Raw genomic sequence first — 24,862 nt, 5'->3', positions numbered from 1 at the left:
CCGTCGAAAGGGGACGCGCCGCGTGCAGGCTGGGACCTATGCCCGGGCGGGCTTAGGAACAACCGTCGGAATTCTGGGGGCGCTGTCAGTTGGCGTGGCGCCACACCTCGAAACTTCGGCGTTCATGACCAAAAGTTCACTCGCCCTTCACCTGGAACGCTCACATAACGGCGCTATCGGTTTCCGAGGTGGGCTATGGGCTTCCTGACCGAAATGCTGGCCGTGGCGGTCGTCTGGCTGTCGTCGTTCGCGCTTTGCCAATTCGGCGTCGCGGTCGATCACAATTCGTGCCCGCACGCCAAGAGCGTCCGCGCCAAGACCGTCGCCCGATCGCCCGCCGCCAAGCCCGCCCCGATCGCCGCCAACGCCCCCGCGAGCCCGCCGCGCGACGCCTGAACGCGCCTTGTGACGTCGTAGCCCTTGCAAACACAAGCAAAGCCGCTTTTCGCCAAGGCTTTTCGCCGTTAGGTTCATGTGACACGCGAAGGAGGGGTCCGGCGCGCGAAGGTTGTCTCCTGCGCCCCTCGCCGACGCCCCATTTGCCGACGTCCTGGGACCCTGGCTGTGTATGAAGCCTAAGAAGCGCCAACCGCTCGATTTTTCCGCGACGCCAACGGACCGTCCTCCCGAGGGGCCCGAGGACACCAGAACCACGCCTGAGCTCCCAGAAACGACATCGTTTTCCGAGCCCGAGGCGGAGATCCCGACCGCCGAACCCCTGAGCCTGCAAGAAACGCTGAACGACGATCTCGCCGTTCCGCCGCCGACGGCCGTGCGCTCGCGCCGCCGCCGCGAGCCCGAACCCGAGCCGATCACCAGCTTCGCCGAGCCGGAGTTGAAGCCAGCGACCTCGCTGGCCGCCAGCGCCCAACCGCCGGCCCCGATCGTCGAGTCCGAGCGCAATGCGCCGACCAAGGCCGACAAGCGCGAGGCCTCGCTGGACCTGCGCGGCCCGGTGTCCGACTCGCCGGTCGCCCTGACCACCGCGGACGTGCCCCGCCGCATGTCGAGTGTCCTGTTCTGGACCCTGGCCACCGCCATCGCCGCCCTTTGGGCCCTGGCCCCGATCGCCTTCGCGCTGGGCTACGCCCGCGGCGTGCCGGCCTTCAAGGTCGAGGGCTTCGCCCTGATGGTCTTCGCGGGTCTGGCCCTGGGTCCGGCGCTGCTGACCCTGCTGGGCGCCTACCTGCTGCGCCAGGCGACCGGCATCTCGGACGAGCTGCGCCGCACCCGCACCCTGACCGACCGCCTGGTCACGCCCGCCGTGTTGGCCGCCGCCGGGGCGTCCAGCGCCGTCGACTCGATGCGTCAAGGCGTCGAGGACGCCGCCAACGCCGCTCAGCGGGCGCGCGAGCACATCGTCTCGCTGCGACAAGCCCTGGCCGAGGAGACCGCGCGCCTGGCGGAAGCCGCCGCCGAATCCGCCAAGATGGCCAACCAGCTGGCCCAGGGTCTGAGCCACGAACGGACAGCGATGGAGACCCTATCGCAGTCGCTGGACGCCCGCTCCACGGCGGTGGTCGACGCGATCGGCAGCCAGGCCCGCATGGTCGCCGAGGCCTCCGACCTGGCCGAGACCCAACTGCGCGAGGCCGAAGCCGCCCTGGCCGCCCGCGCCGCCGACCTGGCCGCCGCCGCCGCCGAGGCGTCGGACGCCGCCCGTGTCGGGGCCGAGGACCTGTCGCGTCAGATCGCGCGTCTCGAAACCGCCGGCATGGGGGTCGGCGATCAGATCTCGTCGGTCGAGAAGAGCCTGGCCGCCCAGCGCGCCGCCCTGGTCGAGATCAGCCAGGCCCTGCGGTCGGACCAGGAGGACTTCGCCTCCGAGGCCGAGACCCGCACCGCCCAGCTCACCGAGTTCGTCGCCTATACGCGGGTCGGCGCCACCGAACTGTCGGACACCGCGTCCATGGGGGCGGAGATCCTACGCGGCCTGATCAGCGCGGCGGCCGATCAGTTCCGCGAGCTGGCCGATGGCGCGACCGCCCAGCGCGAAGCCCTGGCCGACAACGCCAAGAAGACGCTCGAGACCATCGGCGACGTCGCCGAGAACCAGCGCACCCTGCTGGAAGAGGAGCTGAAAGCGGCCATGGAAGCCATGGCCGAGGCCGCGTTGAAGGCGGCCGAGGGCGTCGAAGCCCGCGTCGAGGCCGCCCGCAGCCGTGTCGACCAGCTGAACGAGATCGCCTTCGCCGCCGGCCAGAAGGCCGACGCCGTGTTCGAATCCCGCATGGAAGAGGCGCGCGACATCATCGAGCACTCGGCCCAGATGGTCGAACAGGCCGGGGCGCGCACCTCGCAGAAGCTGGCCGACTCCGTCCAGGCCGCGCGCGGCACGCTGGACGAGCTGGAAAGCATGCTGGCCGAGATCGGCAAGCGCACCGCCGACCTGCCGGCCGAGGCTCTGCAGAAGGCTGGCGAGGTTCGCATCGCTATCGAGCAGGGCGTCGAGCAACTGATGAACGCCGTCCGCCGCACCGCCGAGGAGACAGCGGCGATCGACCAGGCCTTCCAGGAGCGCGTGCGCCGAAACTACGAGATGCTCAGCGAGGCGGCTGGCGCCGTCACCGCCTCCAGCGCCTCGACCGTGGCCGCCCGCGCCGCGATACCGACCGCGCCGCCACCGAGAACGCGCGCCGCCGCACCGCCGCCGGCTCCGCCGCCCGAGCCCTTACCGATGGTCGAGTTCGACGACGAGGACGAACCGCCGGCCGATCGCCGCCGTCTGCGCCTGACGCCGACCGCGACCGACGAGGAGTTCCGCTCGGTGTTCGAGCAAGCCTCGTCGCGCAAGCAGTCCGCTTCGCCGCCGCCGGAGCCGGACGGCGAGGGGGGCTGGAGCTGGCGCAACCTGCTGTCGGGCATCGAGAACAGTTCGCCGGGCGATGCTGGCCTGGGCGAGAAGCTGGCCGCCGAGATCACCGCCATGGGCATCGATCCGCACGCCCTGCTGCCGCGCGGCCGCATCGACGAGATCGCCGCGGCCTTGCAGACCCGTGACGCCGAAGGCGCCCGCGAGGTGGTCAAGCGCCTGGCGCCAGCCGCCATCCGCCGCCTGGTTCGCCGGCTGTTCTCGGACTCCACGCTGAAGGGCAACACCGAGCGCTTCCTGAAACGCTACGCCGGCATGATCGAGGAAGCGGCCGGCCAGGACCGCGAAGGCTTCCTGCTGGCGGCCTTGCTGTCATCGGACGCTGGCCGGGCCTATCTGCTGCTCGATGCGGCCAGCGGCGACCTGCGCTGAATCTCGAGGCCTTAAGTGAAGCGCGCCTTCGACTTCCTGGCGGCGGCGGTTGGCCTGATCGTCTTGGCCGTCCCGCTGGCGACGCTGTGGCTGCTGGTGCGCCTGACCTCGCCGGGACCCGGGCTCTACTGGTCGCGGCGTGTCGGGAAGGGCTCGGCGCTGTTTCCGATGCCCAAGTTCCGCACCATGCGGATCGACACGCCCGAGGTCGCCACCCATCTGCTGGAGGACCCGGACCGCTGGCTGACGCCCGTCGGTCCGCTCATGCGCAAGCTCAGTCTCGATGAACTGCCGCAGCTGTGGAGCGTGCTGGTCGGCCATATGAGCCTGGTCGGTCCGCGCCCGGCGCTGTTCAATCAGGACGACTTGATCGCGGCGCGCCAGGCCGCCGGCGTAGACGTCCTGCGCCCCGGTGTCACCGGCTGGGCCCAGATCAATGGTCGCGACGAACTGGCGATCCCGGACAAGGTGGCGCTGGACGCCGAATATCTGCGTCGCCGGTCGTTCCTGTTCGACCTGAGGATCATGGTCAGCACCGTCGTTCCAGTGCTGACCGCCAGGGGCGTCACCCGCTAGAGCCTGTCCGGTTTAGATGGAGCCATCTAAACCGGATGAACAGGCTCTATCTTCAAGCATTAGAGCGCGCCCGGGCGGGTTAACCGTGCACACTTAACCCTGGCGCGCGCTAGGCGAGGTCGGCATAGGCCTTCTCGACCGCGTCGATGAAGGTGGGATTGCCGGTCAGGTTGGCCGGGAACACGCTGTTCAAAGCCAGGAAGGCCGAGACGTCGGTCTTGGCGTCGCCGGTGGCGCCGACGCCGATTTCCGACAGCGTGTCGGCCAGCGGGTCGGTGATCGCCTCGCCCGTCTTGGCGCGCAGGGCCACGAACCGCATCCACGCCGCCAACGGGATCGCCAGGCGCTCGATCGAACGGCCGGCCTCCAGGGTTTCGGTCAGCGTGCCAAGGATCCGGAACGGCAGCTTCTGAGTGCCGTCCCAGGCGATCTGCGCCAAGAAGTGACGGATCTCGGGATTGCGGAAGCGGGCCAGGATCGCCTCGGCGTATTCGGCCAGGTCCAGGCCGCGCGGCGCGGTCAGAGTCGGGATGATATCCTTGACCATCAGGTCGCGAGCCAGGGCTTCCAGGGCTGGGTCGCTGACCGCCTCGAACACCGTCTCGTGTCCGCGCAGGATGCCGGCATAGGCGAGCGTGGAGTGGACGCCGTTCAGCAGGCGCAGCTTGGCGCGCTCGAAGCCGCGCACGTCGTCGGTCAGGATGACGCCGACGCTGGCCAGGTCCGGCGCGTCATCCGGCAGCACGTCCTCGACGACCCATTGGGTGAAGGCTTCGCGCTGGATCGGCCAGGCGTCCTCCAGCCCCGTCGCCGTCAGGACGCGGGCCCGCAGGGCGTCGTCGGTGGCCGGGGTGATGCTGTCGACCATGGTGCGCGGGAAGCTGGCCTCGCGCTCGATCCAGGCGGCGAGATCGGCGTCGACCTTGGCGGCGAAGGCGACGACGGCCGCCTTCAGGCGCCAGCCATTGTCGGCGAGGTTGTCGCAAGCCACGACGGCGTAGGGCGAAAGACCCGCCGCGAAGCGGCGGCGCAGGCCTTCGACGATATAGCCGACCGCGCTGACCGGTTCGCGCGGATGGGCCAGGTCATGGACGATGTCCGGATGGCTCTCGTCGAGGCCGCCGGCGCTGGAGAGGGTGTAGCCCTTCTCGGTCACGGTCAGGGTGACGATGCGGGTGGTCGGGGCGGCGAGACGCGCGAACACCGACGGCGGATCCTCGGGCGCGACCAGCACCTCGACGATCGACCCCACGACGCGGAAGGTGGTCTCGGCGTCCAGCTGGGCCAAGGTGTAGAGCCCGTCCTGTGGTTCCAGGGCGTCGCGAACGCCAGGGCTCTTCAGCGAAACGGCGCAGATCCCCCAGCGCGGGTCCTTGGCCAGCAGTTGGTCGAAATAGAAGGCCTGGTGGGCGCGATGGAAGGCGCCGGGCCCGAAGTGGACGACGCCGACCTGGATCTTGTCACGGTCGTAGCTCGGCAGGACGACGCCAGGGATGGCCCCCGGATAGCTGGTCGCGCTCAGACGCAGGGCGGGGGAGGACGCGGAAGAAACCGTCAAGGGAGCTCGCCTGGGTTCGGTGTCGGTTCGGGAAGGAGAGTTTCCACCGGGAGACTCTCCTTGCGGAACCCTACATGAGCTAGGCCGGCGCCAGTGGCAATCCGAATTGGCCTGACCAAACGCCTAGAGCGTAACCCCGGACTTCCAGATGGCGATCTCGCGCTCGCCGTTCAGCTCGGCCTTGGTGGCCTTGCCCGAGGCGGTGTCGACCACGAGATCCATCAGGGCGTCGGCGGCGGTGTCCATGGACACGCCCGCCAGCACCTGGCCGGCGTCGAAGTCGATCCACCCAGGCTTGCGCTGGGCCAAGCCCGAGTTCGAGGCGATCTTCAGGGTCGGGGCGGGGAAACCCAGCGGGGTGCCGCGGCCGGTGGTGAACAGGATCACCGTGGCCCCGGCGGCGGTGAGCGCGGTGGACGACACCGCGTCATTGCCAGGCGCTTCCAGCAAGGTCAGGCCATGGAGACCGACCCGTTCGCCGTAGCGGATCACCTCGACCAGCTGGGCGCGTCCGCCCTTCTGCACCGCGCCCAGGGACTTCTCCTCAAGAGTGGTGATCCCGCCGGCGATGTTGCCGGGCGAGGGGTTCTCGTAGATCGGTTGGTTGTTGTCGATGAAGTAGCGCTTGAAGTCGTCGATCACGCCAACGGCCTGGTCGAACACCTCGCGGCTTGCGGCGCGCTGCAACAGCACGTTCTCGGCCCCGAACACCTCGGGGATCTCGGTCAGCACGGGTGTGCCGCCGGCGTCGGCGACCTTGTCAGCGATGCGACCGACCAGCGGATTGGCCGTGACGCCCGAGAAGCCGTCCGAGCCGCCACACTTGAGACCGACGACCAATTCCGAGACCGGGATCGGCTCACGGCGATCCTGCTCGGCGATCGCGACCAGGGCCTCTATGGCGGCCAGGCCGTCCTCGAACTCGTCCTCGACCATCTGGGTCGTGAAGCTCCTCAAGCGGTCGCGGTCGATGTCAGGAGCCGACTCCAGCAGAGCTTTCAGCTGATTGTTCTCGCAACCGAGACCCAGGATCAGTACGCCGCCGGCGTTGGGATGGGCGGCCAGGCCGGCGATCAGGCTGCGGGTATGGGTGAGGTCGTCGCCCAGCTGCGAGCAGCCGAACGGATGGGGGAAGGCGTAGATCCCGTCGACGCGGCCGGCGAAGCGGGCGTTCGCCTTCTCGGCGATGCGCCGCGCGGTGTTGGCGACGCAGCCGACCGTGCACAGCACCCAGATCTCATTGCGGGTGCCGGCCCGGCCGTTCTTGCGGCGATAGCCGTCGAAGGTGCGGGCAGGGACCTCTGCGCGCGGTTCCGGGGCGGACGGCGTGAAGGCGTAATTCTCGACCCCTTCGAGACGAGTGGCGACGTTGTGGACGTGGACGTGATCGCCGACGGCGATATCGACGACCGCCCGGCCGATCGGCCAGCCGTACTTGAGGATATCGTCGCCGAGCCGGGCGGCGCGGATGGCGATCTTGTGGCCCTTGGGCACATCGACGCGGACCGTGATGGCCTGGCCATGCAGGTCGAGAACTTCACCGGCGACCAGATCGCGCAGGGCCGTGGCCACATGGTCCCGAGAGTCGACGGGGTGGATCGATTCGCGTTGGGCCAGGGTGGTTTCAGTCATCGTTATCGTCGTCGCCGGAAGAGGTGTCGCTAATTTGGACGCTAGGCGCCATGGTAACCGGTGTCAGTCATACCGTACGCCAACGTTTCGTCCTAGGTTGGAGATGCTCGCGCGGCTAGAGTATGACAAAAGAAAACGCCTTAAGCTGCTGGAAACGCCGTGAGCTCTTCGAAGACGCCTTCCTCGATCCCGGAAACCTCGACCCAGGAAGAAGGGGAAAGCGGCGTCGAGGGTGGTCGTCGCAGGGCCACCATCAACGATATCGCCCGCTTGGCGGGGGTCTCCAAGAAGACTGTCTCTCGCGTCATCAACCAATCCCCTTTCGTGCGCGACGAGACGCGTGAGCGGATCGAGGCGGTGATCGCCGAATGGGGCTATGCCCCCGATCCACAGGCCCGAGGCCTGGCGTTTCGCCGCTCGTTCCTGATCGGCATGATCTACGACAATCCCAATCCGCAATATGTCGTGAATATGCAGTTGGGTTTGTTGGATGGCCTGCGCGGCTCGGGCTTCGAACTGGTGGTCCATCCCTGCGACCGCGCCAGCCCCACCTTCCTGGCCGATATTAGATCGTTCGTGGAGCGCCAGAAGCTGTACGGCGTCGTCTTGCCGCCTTCCGTGTCCGAGGACGAGCGGGTCGCCAAGCTGCTGAACGAGATCGGTTGCTCGTACATCCGCATCGCTTCGGTCGAGCTGGACAAGCCCGAACACATGATCGTTGGCCACGACCGGATGGGCGCTGGGCAGGCGGCGCGCCACATCCTCGCGCTGGGCCACAAGAACATCGCCTTCATATCCGGTCCCGACTCCTTCCGTTCGTCGCACGAGCGGAAAGGCGGGTTCGAGGACGGTTTGGCCGAGGCGGGGCTGAAGTTGGCGGAGAAGGACATCGTCCAGGGCGCCTACACCTTCGAGTCCGGCGTGGCCTGCGGCGACGCGCTGCTGGCGCGAACCCCACGTCCGACAGCGATCTTCTGCGGCAACGACGAGATGGCCGCCGGCGTTCTGCAGTCGGCGCGCAAGGCGGGCCTGTCGGTGCCGCAGGACCTAACGGTGGTCGGCTTCGACGATTTCCAGATCGCCCAGGCCGTCTGGCCGCCGCTGACCACGGTCCATACGCCGACCCGCGAGATCGGCCGCATGGCCGCCGAGAAGCTGATAGGTGTCGAGCGCCGCGAGCCGCGCGACACGACCAAGACCGAGCCGAGCCTGGTGGTCCGCGAGTCCTCCGGCCCGGTTCCCGCCTGATTGTTTGTAGCCCTCTGCGGGTTGCATCGGATTCTGACACCGGTTACCAAGCGAGCCGAAACGGCCATCCGCAAGACCGCCGGCTAAACAGGGAGCAGACGCAACGCCATGGCCAGGCCTCTGAATTTCCACGACGATCGCCTGTTCCCGGCCGATCCGAGCACGCGATCCTACGCACGTGGCCTCTACGCGTTGGTCAAGGACCTGCCGATCATCAGCCCGCACGGGCATACCGATCCCAGCTGGTTCGCGACCAATGAGCCCTTCCAGGACGCCACCGACCTGCTGCTGGCGCCGGACCACTATCTGTACCGGATGCTGTACAGCCAGGGGATCAGCCTGGATGCGCTGAAGGTGCGGTCCAAGGCCGGCGTTCCAGCGACCGATCCACGCGCGGCGTGGAAGCTGTTCGCCAGCAACTTCCACCTCTTCCGCGGCACGCCGTCGTGGATCTGGCTGAACCACGTGTTCTCCAAGGTGTTCGGCTTCACCGAGTTCCTCGACGCCTCGAACGCCGACGACTATTTCGACCGCATCAACGAAGCCTTGGCCACCGACGCCTTCCGGCCGCGCGCTCTGTTCGACCGCTTCAACATCGAGACCCTGGCCACCACCGAGGGGCCGCACGAGACGCTGAAGCATCACCACGCCATCCGCGAAAGCGGGTGGGGCGGCCATGTGATCACCGCCTATCGTCCCGACGCGGTCATCGACTTCGAGGATGAGCGCTCGCCGCGCGCTTTCGAACGCTTCGCCGAGACCTCGGGTCAAGACGTCTACAACTGGAAGAGCTACCTCGAAGCGCACCGCCTGCGCCGGGCCGCCTTCATCGACGCTGGCGCCACGTCGTCTGACCACGGTCACCCGACGGCGGCCACCGCCGACCTCTCGGACGTCGAGGCCGAGGCGCTGTTCGACAGCTTGGTGAAGGGTGACGTCACGCCCGAGAAGGCCGAGCTGTTCCGCGCCCAAATGCTGACCGAAATGGCCAAGATGAGCCTGGACGACGGGCTGGTCATGCAGATCCATCCAGGCTCGCACCGCAACCATAACGCCGGCCTGTTGGCCACGCACGGTCGCGACAAGGGCGCCGACATCCCGATGCGCACCGAGTACGTCTCGGCGCTGAAGCCGCTGTTGGGCCGCCTGGGCAATGACCCGCGCCTGTCGGTGATCCTGTTCACCCTGGACGAGACTACCTACAGCCGCGAACTGGCCCCGCTGGCCGGCCACTATCCGGTGCTGAAGCTGGGTCCGTCCTGGTGGTTCCACGACAGCCCGGAAGGCATGATGCGCTTCCGCGAGCAGGTCACCGAGACCGCTGGCTTCTACAACACCGTCGGCTTCAACGACGACACCCGCGCCTTCCTGTCGATCCCCGCCCGCCACGACGTGGCGCGCCGAGTCGACAGCGCTTTCCTGGCCCGCATGGTCGCCGAGCACCGCATGGACCTCGTGGAGGCCGAGGAGCTGATCGTCGATCTGACGTACAACCTGCCTAAGAAGGCCTACAAGCTGGACCAGCGTCCGGACTGGGCTCGCCCGACCACGCTGCGCGCCGCCGCCGAATAAGAACACCCTTCCGGAGACTTCCTGATGTTCGCCAAGACCTACCACGCCACCCATCCGGACATGATGTTCGCGGTCAGCAACGACGACCTGCGCGATCGCTACCTGATGCAGGGCCTGTTCCAAGACGGCCAGATCGTCCTGACCTACAATCACGCCGAACGCTTCGTCGTCGGCGGCGTCGTCGCCACCACGGCGATCAAGCTGCCCGACCAGACCGAGCCCGCCTCGGCCGCCGGCCACCCCTTCCTGGAGCGCCGTGAGCTTGGCGTGATCAATGTCGGCGAGACCACCGGCAAGATCACCGTCGACGGCGTCGTCTACGAGATCGTTCCGCGTGACGGCCTGTACGTCACCATGGGCGCGAAGGATGTGACGTTCGAAGGCGTGGGCGGCGCCGCGGCCCGCTTCTATCTGGTCAGCCTGCCGGCCCACGCGTCGTTCGAGACCAAGAAGCTGGCCTTCGCCGACGCCGTCGCCCTGGAGCGCGGCGCGCTGGAGACCTCCAACGAGCGCACCATCTACCAATACATCGTGCCGACCACCTGCAAGTCGGCCCAGCTGCTGCTGGGCATGACCGTGCTGAAGACGGGCAGCGTCTGGAACACCATGCCGCCCCACCTGCACGACCGCCGCTCGGAGGCCTATTTCTACTTCGGCCTGGGCGAGAACGACCGGGTCTTCCACTATATGGGCGAGCCGGACGAGATGCGTCACATCGTGATCGCCAACGAAGAAGCTGTGATGAGCCCGCCGTGGTCGATCCACATGGGTTCGGGCACCGCCAACTACACCTTCATCTGGGCGATGGGCGGCGAGAACCTCGACTATACCGACATGAACGTGCTGGACATCTGCCAGCTGAAGTAGGGGCGAAAGCCCGCGCACTCCCGACCTGTCATCCCGGGCGGAGCGCAGCGTAGACCCGGGACCGCCCAAGGCGCTTGCGCTTGCGGCGGTCCCGGCTTCCGCCGGGATGACAGCATTTCTAGACAGGAACTCGCCATGGCCAATCCGTTCAGCCTCGAAGGCAAGGTCGCGCTCGTCACCGGCGCCAACACCGGCATCGGGCAGGGGATCGCCATCGCCTTGGCGCAAGCCGGCGCCGACATCGCCGCGGCGGGTCGCAGCGAACCGACCGAGACTCAGGCCGCCGTCGAGGCGCTGGGCCGCAAGTTCCTGTCGATCAAGGCCGACTTCGGCTCGATCGAACCCGTCCAGCGCGTGGTCGACGAGACCGTCGCCGCGTTCGGCAAGGTCGACATTCTGGTCAACAATGCCGGCATCATTCGTCGCGCCGACTCGATCGAGTTCTCGGAGGCCGACTGGGACGCGGTGATGGACACCAATCTGAAGGTCGTCTTCTTCCTGACCCAGGCCTTCGCCAAGCAGGCGCTGAAGCAGGGGGGCGGCAAGGTCATTAACATCGCCTCCTTGCTCTCGTTCCAGGGCGGCATCCGCGTGCCGTCCTACACGGCCGCCAAGTCGGGCCTGGCCGGCCTGACCAAGATCCTGGCCAACGAGTGGGCGACCAAGGGCATCAACATCAACGCCATCGCCCCCGGCTATTTCGACACGAACAATACCGAGGCCCTGCGCGCCGATCAGGACCGCAACGCGGCCATCCTGGCCCGCATCCCGGCTGGCCGCTGGGGGCGTCCGGAGGACATCGGCGGAGCCGCCGTGTTCCTGGCGTCGTCGGCCGCCGACTACGTCCAAGGGATTACTCTGCCCGTGGATGGCGGCTGGCTGGCCCGTTAGCGAAACGAAAACGCGCAAAAATACGATGGTAGCGCAACCATCGTGCTGGGCGGCTTTCCCCGCCCGGTGAAGCGCGCTAGAGGGCGCCGCGGCGTTGGCGCCTCGGTTCGCCCTGCGGCGCCCAACGCGTTTCTAGATCCATTCCAGTACGGGATCGCCGCCTCGGCGGTCCCTGGAGTCCGCCCATGCGCAACCCGGCCCTGTCGATCGACGTCGACCGCCCGACCAGCCGTTACGTCCGTCAGAACGCCAATCTGCTGAGCGATCTGCTGGCCGAAGCCATCGCCTATCTGGAAGGCGACGAGGCCGCCGCCCTGGTCGCCAAGGCGCGCAGGGCCGCTTCCCGCGAGGATGTGGCCAATGGCGACGCGCCGGTGCTGGACCATTTGTTCGCCGACCTCTCGACCGAGCAGGCCGTGTTCCTGGCCCGGGCCTTCGCCAGCCACTCGCTGCTGGCCAATATCGGCGAGGACGTCGCCGGCCGCCGCCGCCACGCCGAGGCCGACGCCCAGCCGGGCGACGAGCGTCCGCGCACCCTGATCGACGCCGTCCGCATCCTGAAGGCTCACGGCAAGACCGACGCCGAGCTGGCCAAGATCTTCGCGGCCATGAACGTGGTGCCGGTGCTGACCGCCCACCCGACCGAAGTCCGTCGCCGCAGCATGGTCGACCGCGAGACCGAGATCTCGCGCCTGATGGCCCTGCGCCGCCACCATTTGCCGCCGGACCTGGACGCCGAGATCCGCGAGAGCCTGTTCCGCGAGATCGCCCTAATGTGGCGGACCCGTCTGTACCGGCCCGAGCGGATCACGGTGAAGGACGAGATCCGCAACGCCCTGTCGATCGTCCGCACCTCGATCCTGCCGGCGATCATCGACCTCTATGGCGACTGGACCGGCAAGATCGGCCAGCACGGCCACCTGGCGCCGCTGCTGAAGATGGGCTCGTGGCTGGGCGGCGACCGCGACGGCCACCCCGGCGTCAACGGCGAGACCCTGAAGCTGGCCTTCGCCTCGCAGTCGCGCGTGATCCTCGACTGGTACGCCGGCGAAGTGCGCAAACTGTGGTCTAATCTCGCGGTCTCGACAGCCTATACGCCGGTCTCGGAGGAGCTGCTGGCCCTGGCGGCCCAGACGAAGGACCCGTCGGTCCATCGCCTGGACGAGCCTTATCGCCTGGCCCTCGAATTGGTTTTCGACCGCTTGACCGCCGTGTCCCAGAAGCTGACCGGCCAACCGGTGGCCTATGCCAACGGCGCCACCGACGTCGATCCGTACGGCCATCCGGACGCCTTCGTCGCCGATCTGACGGTCATTATCGACAGTCTGGAACGCAACGGCGGCGAGCGCTTGGTCGGCTCGGCCCTGCGCACCCTGGTCGCGGTGGCCAAGGCCTGTGGCTTCCACCTGATGAGCCTGGATCTGCGCCAGAACGCCGACGTTCATGAGCGCACGGTCCACGAGCTGTTCCAGCGCGCCGGGGCCGGCGTCCGCTATCTGGACCTCGACGAGGACGCTCGCTGCAAGGTGCTGATCGAGGAGCTGTCGCACCAGCGGCCGCTGGTCTCGCCGTTCACCGCCTATAGCGAGGAAACGACGAAGGAGCTGGCGACCATGGACGCCGCCGCCCAGGCGGTGCGCGATTACGGTCATGGATGCCTGGGGGCTTACATCATTTCGAAGGCGGCGACCCTGTCCGACATCCTCGAGCCGCTGGTTCTGCTGAAGCAGGTTGGCCTGGTCTGGGGCGGGGCCGCGCCGCGCGCCTCGGTCAAGGTCGCGCCGCTGTTCGAGACCATCGGCGACCTGGAGAACGGCCCGGCCGTGCTGCGCCAGTGGCTGGAGATGCCACTCAGCCGGACCATTCTGGGCGATCGGCCGGTGCAGGAAATCATGCTCGGCTATTCGGACTCGAACAAGGACGGCGGCTATGTCGCCAGCCGTCGGGGCGTGGCGCGCGGCGCCTCGGCCCTGGCGTTCGAGGCCGACCGGATGGGCGTCGGCCTGCAGCTGTTCCACGGCCGCGGCGGCAGCGTCGGGCGGGGCGGGGGACCGGCCGCCGAGGCCGTGCTGGCCCAGCCGGCCGGCACCGTCCAGGGCCGCATCCGCATGACCGAGCAGGGCGAGATGATCGCCCGCCGCTTCGGCGACCAGCCCACCGCCCGCCGCAACCTGGACGGCCTGGCCGCCGCCGTGTTGATCGCCAGCGACCGGCCCGTCCACCGCCCCGATCCCAAGGTCGAGGCCGCCATGACCGCCCTGGCCCAGAGCTCGTTCGAGGGCTATCGGGCGCTCGTCTATGACGATCCGGCGTTCGAGGACTTCTTCTGGTCGGTCACGCCGATCAGCGAGATCGCCCGTCTCAACATCGGCAGCCGTCCGGCCAGCCGCACCGCCAGTCGCAAGATCGAGGACCTGCGCGCCATTCCGTGGGTGTTCAGCTGGTCGCAGGCCCGCTTCATGCTGCCGGGCTGGTATGGCTTCGCCTCGGGCGTCGAGCGGGCCGGCCTGTCGGTCGAGCAGCTGCGCGACCTGGCCGGAAACTTCGACTTCTTCGCTTCGCTGCTGTCGAACATGGAGCTGGCCCTGGCCCAAAGCCACATGGGCATCGCCGCCCGGTACGTGGCCCTGTCGCCGGACAAGGCCGACGCTCAGCGGATCTTCGCGACCATCCAGCGCGAGCACGAGGCCGCCACCCGCCTGGCGCTGGAGATCCGCAACGGCGCGGCGCTGCTCGACAACCAGCCGGACCTGGCCGAGTCGGTCGCCCTGGCCGGCCGCTCGGTGGATCCCCTGAACCATCTGCAGCTGGAGCTGCTGTCGCGACGCCGGGCCGGAGACCAGGACGAGTCGCTGCGTCTGGCCATCCAATTGACCGTCGCCGGCATCGCGGCGGGTCTGCGCAATACGGGGTAAGGGCGGAGAGGGAGAGGCGGGCCGAAACGCGGATTGGCCAAGCCCGCAAAGGCTTTCATTTTCAACGCTTTGCCGGCCGGCATTTCCCAACTCCACGGCGCTTGCGCTGTCCGCCGCTTTCTGTTTATCTGCGCATGACACCGGTGGCTAAGTGGCCAGGCCACTTTTCTGGTTTTCCGTGACACCGGTGTCACAACGGTTCGGTTCAGCGTCGTGGTTGGCCGTCTCGTTTGCGGCTCTTTGAGCTCGCTCCTGCGCAAACTTCCGGGGCGTCGGGTCATGCCGGCGCCCTCACTTTTGCGTCCGGAACGGGCCAGGGGCGGCAAGGCAAAAAGGGTTCGGGGAAGGAAGCGACGACCAGAGACTTTCACGCGGAGCGGCCGGGTTCGGCCAGGTTTTCGCGTCCCGCGCCCCATTAGTTCTCCGTCGCGGCGCCCCCGGTATGGCGCCGGCGCGCGACGCGGTCTAAGGGAACGCCCTGAGCCACTACCGGCGAAATATTGCTCGTGCGGCGGCCCAAAAGGCCATCCGCGCAAGAACGATCCTTCGGGAAGGAGTTTACGATGGTGAAAGACCGTATGGCGGTGCTGACCGCCCTGATGGACCAAGGCGTGATCCCGGTTTTCTATCACCCGGACGTCGAGGTCTGTAAGAGCGTGATCCAGGCCTGCGCCGACGGCGGCGCGCCTTGCATCGAGTTCACCAACCGCGGCGACTTCGCCAGCCACGTCTTCTACGAAGTCACCCGCTACTTCGCCGAGGCCGATCCGCGCGTGATCATGGGCGTGGGCTCGATCGTCGACGCCCCGACCGCCGGCATCTACATCGCCAACGGCGCCAAGTTCGTCGTCGGCCCGATCCTGAACGCCGACGTCGCCAAGGTCTGCAACCGCCGCAAGATCCCGTACTCGCCGGGCTGCGGCTCGGCCTCGGAGATCTCTTACGCCGAGGAACTGGGCTGCGAGATCGTCAAGGTGTTCCCGGGTTCGTCGGTCGGCGGCCCCGATTTCGTCAAGGCGGTGCTGGGCCCGATGCCCTGGACCCGCATCATGCCGACGGGCGGCGTCGATCCGGACGAGGCCTCGGTCAAGAAGTGGTTCGGCGCGGGCATCGTCGCCGCCGGCATGGGCTCCAAGCTGATCACCCAAGAAATGCTGGACGCCAAGGACTACGCGGGCATTTCCAAGAAGGTCCGCGAGACGGTTGATCTGATCAAGAAGGTTCGTGGGAAGGCCTAAATGACCGACAATATCCTCAACATCCGCCCGGCTTCGGAAACGAAGTGGGACTGTGCTTCCTTCGGCGAAGTGATGCTGCGCTTCGACCCGGGCTTCGGCCGGGTCCGCAACGCCCGTCAGTTCCAAGTCTGGGAAGGCGGCGGCGAATACAACGTCGCCCGCGCTTTCCGCAAGTGCTGGGGCAAGCGCTCGACCGCCGTCACCGCCCTGCCGGTGAACGACCTGGGCTGGCTGGTCGAGGATCTGATGATGCAGGGCGGTGTCGACACCTCCCACATCATCTGGCGCGACTTCGACGGCCTGGGCCGCAACACCCGCGTCGGCCTGAACTTCACCGAAAAGGGCTTCGGCGTTCGTCCGGCCCTGGGCTGCAGCGACCGTGGCCACTCGGCCGCCTCGCAGATTCGCCCCGGTGAAGTGAACTGGGAAAAGCTGTTTGGTGAGGAAGGCGTGCGCTGGTTCCACACCGGTGGCATCTTCGCGGCCCTGGCCAGCAACACCGCCGAGGCCGTGATCGAAGCGGTCGAAGTGGCCCGCAAGTACGGCACCGTGATTTCCTACGACCTGAACTACCGCGCCTCGTTGTGGAAGTCGCAGGGCGGCAAGGAAGGCGCCCAGAAGGTCAACCGTCACATCGCCCAATATGTCGACGTGATGATCGGCAACGAAGAAGACTTCACCGCCTGCCTGGGCTTCGAAGTCGAAGGCCTGGACGAGCACATCAGCGCGATCGATCCGGCCAACTTCAAGAAGATGATCCAGACGGCCGTGAAGGAGTTCCCGAACTTCAAGGTCGCCGCCACCACCCTGCGCAACGCCAAGACCGCCTCGGTCAACGACTGGTCGGCGATCCTGTACGCCGGCGGCGAGTTCTACGCCTCGATGATGCGCGAAAACCTCGAGATCTACGACCGCGTCGGCGGCGGCGACGGCTTCGCCTCCGGTCTCGCGTTCGGCTTCATGGAAGGCAAGGGCCCCCAGGCCGCCGTCGAATACGGCGCGGCTCACGGCGCCCTGGCCATGACCACCCCGGGCGACACCTCGATGGTGCGCCAGGCGGAAGTCGAGGCCGTGATGAAGGGCAAGGGCGCGCGGGTCATCCGCTAGGCGTCTCTTTCTCCTGGAAGAAGATGGAGCCCTCGGTCGCAAGGCCGGGGGCTTTTTCTTTGACGTAGGGCGAGGTCTCGTCGCCGTTCTCGTCGTACTCGACCTTCTGATAGCCCGGCGGGATGGGCTCCCCGGGCTTGAAGTAGCTGATCGCGCCATAGGCGCCGCGGTAGGTGTACTTGCGTCGCTCTTCGAGTTGGATCGCGAGCGCGGTGAAACGCTCGACCAGTTTCGCGTGAAGCCAGGCTCGTTTGCGGACGTTGCGCCGGCTGGCTCGGGTGCCGTTCGGGGAGCGTTTCTGACGCGGTTTGCGGGGCAGGGGCATGGGGCGGGTCTCCATCGTGGATCCTCCCCTCGGGGGGAGGCGGCCCAGAGGGCCGGAGGGGCAGCTCCGCATAGGGCGCGCTGGCCCCCTCAGCTCCCCCAACGGGGAGCGGCAGCTTGGGCGAACGAAATCGGCTCGCGGCGAGGACCGCGAGGTCGGGGAGGGATGCGGGGCGCCGGACGTTCGTCCGGAGTTGAGTTTGTAGTACCGTTTCGACGAAGCCTGACGCCCCGCGCGATCGTTGTTCGCCAGCGTCCCGTCGGGTGGCCCTGTTCAGGCCTTACCGGGACCCGGACCTCGCCGTTTCCGGCAAGCTCCAGAGGTCGAAGAGGACGGGCTTGCAGCCTGACACGCCCTTTTGCCTTCGACCACGCCGACGGCGGGCGGGTGAGCCCAGCAAGCTCATCCCCGGACCGTCCGAGTATCCCCCTCGAACCTGGCCCCGCTCGATCGCCCCCCGAAGCCGCGAAGGTCGCTGGCCGCGCGCCCTCCCCAGTGCTTCGAGGTGGAGCTACTATAGGCCGGCGCACAGGGCCGGGGACGGAGAAGGCTGAACGCTCGTCGATGTCCCCCGCAGCGTCACGCTGCTTCAGAGGATCTCGTAGGTCTCGTAACGGACCCCGCCGGCGACGCGGCCGCCTTGCGCGACGCAGACCACGCCGTTGATCCAGGCGTATTTTTCCGAGGCGGTTTCGAAATAGGGCGTGGTTCTGAGATAGTAGGCCGAGGGATCCACCGCCTCGCCCCGCGAGAGGCGCGCGTCGACCTCGGGCGAGGCGCGGCGGATTCCGCGATAGGTCATCAGGATGTTATCCCCGTCGTCGGTGACGAGCAGCAGGCGGACATCCTGCTGAAACGCGCCGTCCGATCGCATCAGCAACAGGTCTGAGCCGATCAGCGGCGAAACGACGCCCCGCAGGCGGTCGCCCTCGAAGACGCCGCCCGACACCGGGAAGATCCGGCGTCCGCCGGCCGGGGTCTGACCCAAGTCGATGGTGGGGTGCAGGTGGATGGTCAGGGTGAAGAGGGGGCGCGATTGCAGGGACACGTGATGGCTCCGTTTCGATCGCTCAGATGTGGCGCCGTCGCTCGCGTCGGCAAAACGCGCTTTGCTCGCGATCACCGAAAGGGAAACTTGCGATGACTCCGTCCCTGGAATCGCTGAGGTTCTTCGCCGCGTGCGTCCGGGCGGGCAGCTTCGCCGCCGCCGCCGAGCGACTGTGCGTGACGCCGGCCGCCGTCAGCCTGCGCGTACGCACGCTGGAAAAGGCGCTGGGCGTGTCGCTGTTCGTCCGCAGCGGGCCCAGGATCGCGCCGACGACCGCCGCGCTGGCGCTGGCGGATCGGGTTGAGCGCGGGCTGAAGGAGATCGATCTCGGCCTCGCCGAGTTTCACGCCGCTCCGCCGCGCATCCGGGTGACCGCGCCGCCCAGTTTCGCCGCCCGCTTCCTGGCGCCGCGCATCCCGCGGTATCGCGCCCTGAACCCCGGCGTCGGGATCGAGCTCGACGTCTCCGCCGACCCGCGCCCGAACGAGGCTTTCGACGTCGCGATCCGGACCGGCGCCGGCGCCTGGCCCGGCCTGGAGGCGTGGGCGCTGTTTCCGGTCGACCTGACGCCGATGCTGTCGCCTGCCTTGGTTGCGGGGCACGCCCTGGCTGAGCCCTCGGACCTGCTGCGGCTTCCGCTGCTGCCGCATCCGGACTGGATCCGCTGGCTGGCCCAGGTCGGCGCCGACAGTGGGGCCGTCCGCTACGCCGCGATCGAATACCCGACCCACGAGCTAAACGCCGAGGCCGCGATGGCTGGCGAGGGCGTCGCGCTGCTGCCGCGCGCGCTGTTCGGCGGGCTGCTCGATGAGGGCCGGCTGGTCGCGCCGTTCGACCAGGCGCTGGCCGACGCCGACTGGCATTTCGCCGTGGTTCGCGAGGGCGAGACCCGTCCCGAGGCCAGGGCTTTCCTGGCGTGGCTGAGCGCGTCGGCGGCTAGAGCCTGTCGAGTTCAGGTGGACTCATCTGAACGCGATAAACAGGCTCTAGAGTCAAAAGTTTAGCGCGCGTTTTAAGGGCGAAACCGCTCACACTTTCGCCCAACGCGCTCTAGCGCGCCGAGAACCGCAGCATCGCGGGAACCGCCGGGACGCCGGTCGTCGAGGTGAAATTCCGGAACCGCTCGCTGTTGAAGCCGATCCAGTAATCCTTCCCCGGCTCGACCACGCAGTCCAGCGTGAAGCTGCGCCCGTCCTTTGACTGGGTCGGCGTGGAGGCGCAGGTCGGATAGCTGGCCTTGTCGCGGGCCACGAACGAGTAGCCGCCCGGCCGCATCGGCTGGTCGAAGGTGACCTTGATGGCGATCTTGCCGGCCGCGACCTCGGCGGCGACGGCGGGGTAGGTCTGGACCACGCGGGGCGGACCCGCCGGCGCCGCGTGGCCGACCACGGCGAGGGCGGCGAAGGCGCCGGCGGCGGAAGCCAGGATGATCATCGAAAGCGCTCCGAGCAGTACGGGCCAGCGGACCCGGAAGGTGAGGGGATGGCCACCGATGTCGCTGTGGGCGGTCGGCGCGGCCACCCCGATTTTGTCGTCCCAAGTTTCTTGGGGCGTCGATACGCGCCGCGCCAGTTCGCGGCTGCTGCCCACGCCCGTCTTGCGCCGCGCCTCGCGCAGCCGCTCGTTGACCGCGCCCTCGGTCAGACCCAGGGCGGTCGCGGCGCTCTTGGCCGTATGGCCGCGGGCCAGCAACAGCAGCACCCGCCGTTCGGCCTCTGACAAGCGCGGGAGATCGGGCATTGGCGGTTTCGGCTCAGCTCCAGGATGAGCCGGCAGATCAGCACGCTTCGGGCGTATGCGGCAACGCTCGGCATCATGATCGGGCGTCCAGCGGAACGCCCGGGGGCGCTCCCGGGTTGATCTGGCGTGGTTCAATCGTGCGAGTTCACGCAAATGACGTCGCCAGCTCTCCCGTCCACTCCAGCCGTCGGCGCCGCCCGCCGATGCGGCGTGGCCGTGCTGGCGCTGTGTCTGGGCTTGGGGACGGCCGGCGCGGCGTTGGCGGGCCAGCAGGACAAGAAAATCCCCCAGACCTCGGCGGAGGCCAATAGCGACAACCTGGGCTCGGCCATGGCCGCACCGCTGCGCGACATCAATGTCGTGCGCTCCCAGATCCCCGACCTGCTCAAAAAGGCCGTCGCCGACCCCTACGCGTCGCCCAAGATGGGCTGTGAGCCGTTGAAGGCCGAGATCGACGATCTCGACGCCGTGTTGGGCGACGATTACGACGACCAGAAGGACCCAAAGAAGAGCGAGAGCGTGTCCAAACCCATGCTGGCGGTGGTGGCTCGCACCGTCACCGACGTCATCCCGATGCGTGGCTGGGTGCGTCAACTGACCGGGGCCGAGCGCCACGACCAGATGGTCCGCGAGGCCATCAAGGCCGGCTTCGTGCGGCGCGGCTATCTGAAGGGTCTCTACAACGCCGGCGCATGCAAGGGGAACCGGACCGTCTTCATCGCCGCCAAGCCCGCGCCGAAGCCGGTGTTCGTGGCCGCCGAACCAGTCGCGCCGGTCCTGGTGGCGGCTGAACCTTCGCCGGTTCTGGTCAATGCGCCGCTGGCGCCGTTCAGCAGCGTGGTGAAGGTCGCGACGGCGTCGGAGGCGCCGGGGGCGCCGCGCTAGGTCTCTAGCCCCGCACGAAGATGTTGCGCAGCCACTGGGCGCCGACCTTGGCGGCTTCGCCCCAGTCCTCGACATCGTCCAGCGCCTCGGGCCTGTAGCCCCAGGGATTGAACACCTTCAGCCGGGGGACCTTGGCGAAGGCGGCCGCGTTGCGCGTGGCCAGGGTCAGGCCGTGCTCCAGAGCGGTGGCGGCCAGCAGGGCGTCGCGCGAGTCGGCCAGCGGCACGTGAGCCCGGCGGCGGACCACGGCGGCGTCGATCGCCAGCACACGGCCCTCGAAGGCCGGCGCCACGCGGTCGTCCAGCCAGTCGCGGAGCGCGGCCCGCCGCGTCTTGTCCTTGCGCTCGGCGCGGGCGGCGGCGGTCTCGAGCTCCAGCAGGGTCAGGGCCGAGATGAACAGGCTGGAGCGCGCCGCGCCGGCGGCCCAGGCGGCCAGGCCCGGATCGGTCGCGCCGGCCTTGGCGTTGCGCAGCTCGAAGACGAGGTCGGTGTCCAGCAGGTGCATCAGAGGTCCCCAAGCTTGTCCCAAGTCTCCGCCTGGCGCGCCTGCTCGAGGTCGACGGCGGGCAGGCCTGGCATGGCCAGCAGGTCGACGATGGTCTCGGTCTGGCCGGTCAGGCGGCGATAGGTCTCGACGCTCATCAGCACGTGCGTGGGGCGGCCGCGGTCGGTGATGAACACCGGCTCGATTCTCGCCGCGCGCTTGGCTTGGCTGACATCCTGATTGAATTCGCGGCTGGTCAGGATCTTCATCGCCGTCCGCTTCCCCCAAATTGACAAGGCTGTCTTGTAGGTACGTTACTACATTGTGTCGTTGCGGCAACAGAAAATAAGCCAACGAAAACAATCTGCTGATGGGGCTGTCAAAAACGCTTCGGCCCGATTGCGCATCGCGCCGATCTCTGCGCGGGCTTGAGGTCAAGGCGCAAAGCCAAGACAGCCATTAGGGGGCTCAAGACAGTGTCAGACCTACTTTCGCAGACGTTCGCCGTGGCGGCGGATCTGCTGAACAAGCACGGACCGGCGACCAAGGCGGCCGCGCACAGCTTCTCGCCGACCGACTTTTCAGTGCACTTCTTCCTGCAGCTGGCCGTGATCGTGCTGACCTGCCGCGTCGTCGGCTGGCTGGGCCAGAAGCTGTTGAAGCAGCCCCAGGTCGTGGGCGAGATGATCGCCGGCGTAGTCCTAGGCCCGTCGCTGCTGGGCCTGCTGGCCCCCGACCTGCAGGCGGCGATCTTCCCCAAGGAGACCAGGAGCATCCTGTACGTCGGCGCCCAGCTGGGCGTGGGCCTCTACATGTTCATGGTCGGCACCAGCTTCCAGGCCGGCCACTTCAAGGCCAAGGCCAAGAGCGCGATGAGCGTCTCGTTCGCCGGCATCGCCGCGCCGTTCCTGATCGCGGCGGCCATCACGCCGTTCCTGCTGAAGGTCCCGGGCTTGTTCGCGGCTGGCATTAGCCAGGCCAACGCCACCCTGTTCATGGGCGCCTGCATCGCCCTGACCGCCTTCCCGATGCTGGCCCGGATCATCAACGAACGCGGCCTGGCCAAGACCTCGCTGGGCACGCTGTCCCTGACCGCCGGCGCCTTCGACGACGCCGTCTCGTGGTGCGTGCTGGCCCTGGTGCTGGCGACGTTCGGCGGCGGCCCCGGCGTGGCCGGCCTGGCGATCGGCGGCGGCTTGCTGTGGGTGCTGTTCGTCACCACCATGGGCCCGAGGATCCTGGCCCCGCTGGGCCGCATGGTCGAGCGCGAGGGGCAGATGAGCACCCACGTGCTGGCCCTGGTCATCCTGGCCTTCTGCGTCTCGGCCTTCCTGATGGACGCCGTCGGCATCCACGCCATCTTCGGCGGCTTCATCCTGGGCGTGGTCATGCCGCGCGGCCTGCTGGTCGAGGAGCTGAAGAAGAAGGTCGAGCCGATCGCGGTCGTGCTGCTGCTGCCGATGTTCTTCACCTATTCGGGCCTCAACACCCGCATGGACATGGTCAATTCACCCAGCCTGCTACTGATCGCGGGCGGGGTCCTGGCCGCTTCGGTCGTGGCCAAGTGGGGCGCCTGCTACCTCGCCGCCCGTCTGACCGGCGAGAACCACGCCACCGCCATGGGCATCGGCGCGCTGATGAACTCGCGCGGCCTGATGGAGCTGATCATCATCAATATCGGCCTGCAGAAGGGCATCATCGGCCCGACCCTGTTCTCGATGCTGGTGCTGATGGCGATCGTCACCACGGTGATGGCCAGCCCGCTATTCGAGGTCGTCTACGGCAAGAAGGCCCGCGAGTCGGGCGAGCTGGGCGCCGTTCCGGACGCCGCGGCCGCCTAGCGATCGTGGGAAATCATCTCTCCCCCTGGGGCCGCCTCCTCGCGAGAGGCGGCCCCTTTTCTAGGTCAGGCCGGCTCCAGCGCCTTGTCGAAGCCGAAGCGGTTGATCTGGGCGATCAGGTCGCGGTGGCTGGGCAGGTCCTGGGTCGCGCGGTCGGCGAAGCCGCGGATCTTGGCGAACAGCTTGGCGGCGCTGGCCACGTCGGGAAACTCGCCGGCCCCGTCGGTCAGGTCGGTTTTGAAGCCCATGCCGTACAGAATGTACTGGTAGTTGAAGAAGGCGAAGGTCTCGAGATCCAGGATGAAATCGAACCGCGCGGGCGGGCGGTGCTTCCACTGCTCCAACAGGTCGAGCAGCCGTTCGGGGATCGAGGCGGGATCGGTATTTTCGCGCCAGAACGGCTCGGTCCGGCGGCTCAGGGCGTAGTGCAGCTTCAGGAAGACGATGATGTTGTCGTAGCGCGCCGTCATCAGCTCGTTGAAGCGCCGGGCCGGCGCGCTGACCGGGCCCGTGTGCGGGAACAGTTCGGCGATCATCGCCACCGCCGCCTCGATCAGCACCACGCCGGTTGATTCCAACGGCTCCAGGAAGCCGGCCGACAGGCCCACCGAGACGCAGTTCTTGATCCACTGCATCTGGCGATAGCCAGCGTCGAAGCCGATCTTGCGGGGCTCGATCTCCGTTCCGCCCAGATAACCGCGCAGGATCGCCTCGGCCCGGTCGTCGTCGATGTGGTCGCTGGAATAGACGCAGCCGACGCCGCGCGCGCCGGCCAGGCCGATATCCCAGGTCCAACCGGCCTCGTGGGCGGTGGCGATCGTATAGCTCTGGATCGGCGCGTTGGGACGCTCATAGGGCGCGCGGCAGGCCATGGCCCGGTCGGCGAACAGGATCGGCCGCGCCGACTTGAACGGCGAGCCCAGCGCCTTGCCGATCAGCTCGGCCCGGAAGCCGGTGCAGTCGACATAGAGGTCGGCCGAAAGGTCGCCGTGCTCGGGGCAGACGATATAGGCGATGGCGCCGCTGTCATCGAGCACGGCCCCGGTGAGGTTGCCCTTCAGATGACGCACGCCCAGCTCGCGGGCCCGCTCGGCCAGCACCTGGGCCAGCTTGGCGGCGTCGAAATGGTAGGCGTAGTTCAGCGGGCCGGCGAAGTCGCTCTCGTGCGGCCGCTTGGGCGCGCGCTGGGCGTCGGCGACCCGGGCCTGGATGGTCACGGCCTCGGCGAACGGCGCGCGGGTGGCCTCGCTCTGCAGCAGCCAGTAGGGGGCCAGGCTGGTCCCGTCGGTCGAGAACGGCGCCTCGAACGGGTGGAAGAAGCTTTTCGGCTTGCCCGGCTCCGGCGGCTGGGCCCAGTCGACGAACCGGATGCCTTGTTTGAACGTGGCCGAGGTCTCGCGAATGAAATGCGCCTCGTCGATGCCCAGGAACCGCAGGGTGTTGCGGATGGTGGGGAAGGTGGCCTCGCCGACGCCGATGATGCCGATGTCGGGCGATTCCAGCAGGGTGATGTCCAGGTGCGCCTGGTCGGCCACGCGCAACGCCTTGGCCAGATAGGCGGCTGTCAGCCACCCGGCCGTGCCGCCGCCCACGATGAGGATGCTTCGCCTGCGTTGCATGGGGGATAGATAGCAGAGTTCGGGGCGGGGGAGGGAGGTTCGGTGGGACGCCGGCGCCATCCGGCATCGCGG

At 67.9% G+C, this 24,862-nt stretch carries 21 protein-coding genes and 1 pseudogene; 13 read left to right on the top strand and 9 right to left on the bottom strand.

The features are described 5' to 3' along the window. Positions 1-195: 195 nt before the first annotated feature. The 3 genes from ABIC66_RS21980 to ABIC66_RS21970 all read left to right on the top strand — a co-directional run bounded on the left by ABIC66_RS21980 (position 196) and on the right by ABIC66_RS21970 (position 3,820). Positions 196-396, top strand: coding sequence for a hypothetical protein (locus tag ABIC66_RS21980; protein WP_354073136.1), 201 nt, complete (start codon positions 196-198; stop codon positions 394-396). Positions 397-568: 172 nt separating this feature from the next. Continuing rightward, a complete protein-coding gene (locus tag ABIC66_RS21975) occupies positions 569-3,244 on the top strand; it encodes a coiled-coil domain-containing protein (RefSeq protein WP_354073135.1) in 2,676 nt (891 codons plus the stop codon). Positions 3,245-3,259: 15 nt separating this feature from the next. Then, a complete protein-coding gene (locus tag ABIC66_RS21970; protein WP_354073133.1) occupies positions 3,260-3,820 on the top strand; it encodes a sugar transferase in 561 nt (186 codons plus the stop codon). Positions 3,821-3,929: 109 nt separating this feature from the next. On the opposite strand, the gene ABIC66_RS21965 is transcribed toward ABIC66_RS21970, so the two are convergent. Both ABIC66_RS21965 and ABIC66_RS21960 read right to left on the bottom strand, forming a co-directional pair. After that, the gene (locus ABIC66_RS21965) at positions 3,930-5,378 is read right to left on the bottom strand and encodes a mannitol dehydrogenase family protein (protein WP_354073132.1); all 1,449 of its coding nucleotides are present in this window, start codon (positions 5,376-5,378) and stop codon (positions 3,930-3,932) included. Between the two features lie 123 nt (positions 5,379-5,501). Then, a complete protein-coding gene (locus tag ABIC66_RS21960; protein WP_354073130.1) occupies positions 5,502-7,010 on the bottom strand; it encodes a UxaA family hydrolase in 1,509 nt (502 codons plus the stop codon). Between the two features lie 159 nt (positions 7,011-7,169). Here ABIC66_RS21960 and ABIC66_RS21955 point away from each other — a divergent pair, with 159 nt between their 5' ends. The 7 genes from ABIC66_RS21955 (at position 7,170) to ABIC66_RS21925 (ending at position 16,848) form a co-directional block, all read left to right on the top strand. Beyond that, complete coding sequence (locus tag ABIC66_RS21955) at positions 7,170-8,258, top strand: LacI family DNA-binding transcriptional regulator (RefSeq protein WP_354073128.1); 1,089 nt, start codon at positions 7,170-7,172, stop codon at positions 8,256-8,258. A 108-nt stretch (positions 8,259-8,366) separates the two neighbouring features. Then, positions 8,367-9,830, top strand: coding sequence for a glucuronate isomerase (gene uxaC / locus ABIC66_RS21950; protein ID WP_354073126.1), 1,464 nt, complete (start codon positions 8,367-8,369; stop codon positions 9,828-9,830). Between the two features lie 24 nt (positions 9,831-9,854). Next, positions 9,855-10,697: a 5-dehydro-4-deoxy-D-glucuronate isomerase gene (gene kduI, locus ABIC66_RS21945; RefSeq protein ID WP_354073124.1), complete on the top strand. Its 843-nt coding sequence runs from the start codon at positions 9,855-9,857 to the stop codon at positions 10,695-10,697. Positions 10,698-10,832: 135 nt separating this feature from the next. Next, positions 10,833-11,588 carry a 2-dehydro-3-deoxy-D-gluconate 5-dehydrogenase KduD gene (kduD, locus tag ABIC66_RS21940; protein WP_354073122.1) on the top strand — a complete coding sequence of 252 codons (756 nt, stop codon included), beginning with the start codon at positions 10,833-10,835 and terminating at the stop codon, positions 11,586-11,588. Positions 11,589-11,773: 185 nt separating this feature from the next. Beyond that, complete coding sequence (gene ppc / locus ABIC66_RS21935) at positions 11,774-14,503, top strand: phosphoenolpyruvate carboxylase (RefSeq protein ID WP_354073120.1); 2,730 nt, start codon at positions 11,774-11,776, stop codon at positions 14,501-14,503. Positions 14,504-15,066: 563 nt separating this feature from the next. Further along, complete coding sequence (locus ABIC66_RS21930) at positions 15,067-15,741, top strand: bifunctional 4-hydroxy-2-oxoglutarate aldolase/2-dehydro-3-deoxy-phosphogluconate aldolase (RefSeq protein WP_047411483.1); 675 nt, start codon at positions 15,067-15,069, stop codon at positions 15,739-15,741. After that, complete coding sequence (locus ABIC66_RS21925) at positions 15,742-16,848, top strand: PfkB family carbohydrate kinase (protein ID WP_354073118.1); 1,107 nt, start codon at positions 15,742-15,744, stop codon at positions 16,846-16,848. On the opposite strand, the gene ABIC66_RS21920 is transcribed toward ABIC66_RS21925, so the two are convergent. The 3 genes and pseudogenes from ABIC66_RS21920 to ABIC66_RS21910 all read right to left on the bottom strand — a co-directional run bounded on the left by ABIC66_RS21920 (position 16,838) and on the right by ABIC66_RS21910 (position 18,221). Further along, complete coding sequence (locus tag ABIC66_RS21920; RefSeq protein WP_354073116.1) at positions 16,838-17,173, bottom strand: hypothetical protein; 336 nt, start codon at positions 17,171-17,173, stop codon at positions 16,838-16,840. The two genes, ABIC66_RS21925 and ABIC66_RS21920, sit on opposite strands and share 11 nt — an antisense overlap. Positions 17,174-17,520: 347 nt before the next feature. Continuing rightward, positions 17,521-17,598 (bottom strand): annotated as a pseudogene (locus ABIC66_RS21915) (hypothetical protein); the annotation flags it as partial. A 164-nt stretch (positions 17,599-17,762) separates the two neighbouring features. Beyond that, a complete protein-coding gene (locus ABIC66_RS21910; RefSeq protein ID WP_354073114.1) occupies positions 17,763-18,221 on the bottom strand; it encodes a DUF3237 domain-containing protein in 459 nt (152 codons plus the stop codon). A gap of 92 nt (positions 18,222-18,313) precedes the next feature. Between ABIC66_RS21910 and ABIC66_RS21905 the strand changes: the two genes are divergently transcribed. Next, a complete protein-coding gene (locus tag ABIC66_RS21905; protein ID WP_354073113.1) occupies positions 18,314-19,225 on the top strand; it encodes a LysR substrate-binding domain-containing protein in 912 nt (303 codons plus the stop codon). Positions 19,226-19,271: 46 nt separating this feature from the next. On the opposite strand, the gene ABIC66_RS21900 is transcribed toward ABIC66_RS21905, so the two are convergent. Beyond that, positions 19,272-19,961, bottom strand: a complete 690-nt coding sequence (locus ABIC66_RS21900) for a LuxR C-terminal-related transcriptional regulator (RefSeq protein ID WP_354073111.1) — start codon at positions 19,959-19,961, stop codon at positions 19,272-19,274. 153 nt (positions 19,962-20,114) lie between these two features. Here ABIC66_RS21900 and ABIC66_RS21895 point away from each other — a divergent pair, with 153 nt between their 5' ends. Next, positions 20,115-20,846 carry a hypothetical protein gene (locus tag ABIC66_RS21895; RefSeq protein ID WP_354073110.1) on the top strand — a complete coding sequence of 244 codons (732 nt, stop codon included), beginning with the start codon at positions 20,115-20,117 and terminating at the stop codon, positions 20,844-20,846. 4 nt (positions 20,847-20,850) lie between these two features. On the opposite strand, the gene ABIC66_RS21890 is transcribed toward ABIC66_RS21895, so the two are convergent. After that, positions 20,851-21,351, bottom strand: coding sequence for a PIN domain-containing protein (locus tag ABIC66_RS21890; protein WP_354073108.1), 501 nt, complete (start codon positions 21,349-21,351; stop codon positions 20,851-20,853). Beyond that, positions 21,351-21,599, bottom strand: a complete 249-nt coding sequence (locus ABIC66_RS21885) for a type II toxin-antitoxin system Phd/YefM family antitoxin (protein ID WP_354073106.1) — start codon at positions 21,597-21,599, stop codon at positions 21,351-21,353. Before ABIC66_RS21885 ends, ABIC66_RS21890 begins: the two co-directional genes overlap by 1 nt. Positions 21,600-21,806: 207 nt before the next feature. Here ABIC66_RS21885 and ABIC66_RS21880 point away from each other — a divergent pair, with 207 nt between their 5' ends. Next, on the top strand, positions 21,807-23,171 hold the full coding sequence (locus ABIC66_RS21880) for a cation:proton antiporter (protein WP_354073104.1): 1,365 nt from the start codon (positions 21,807-21,809) through the stop codon (positions 23,169-23,171). 65 nt (positions 23,172-23,236) lie between these two features. On the opposite strand, the gene ABIC66_RS21875 is transcribed toward ABIC66_RS21880, so the two are convergent. Further along, a complete protein-coding gene (locus ABIC66_RS21875; protein ID WP_354073102.1) occupies positions 23,237-24,790 on the bottom strand; it encodes a tryptophan halogenase family protein in 1,554 nt (517 codons plus the stop codon). Between the last annotated feature and the right edge of the window lie 72 nt (positions 24,791-24,862).

Source organism: Caulobacter sp. 1776, from assembly GCF_040545685.1.
Taxonomy (GTDB): domain Bacteria; phylum Pseudomonadota; class Alphaproteobacteria; order Caulobacterales; family Caulobacteraceae; genus Caulobacter.
The sequence above is the reverse complement of the archived record's forward strand: the minus strand, read 5'-3'. Positions and strand labels throughout refer to the sequence as shown.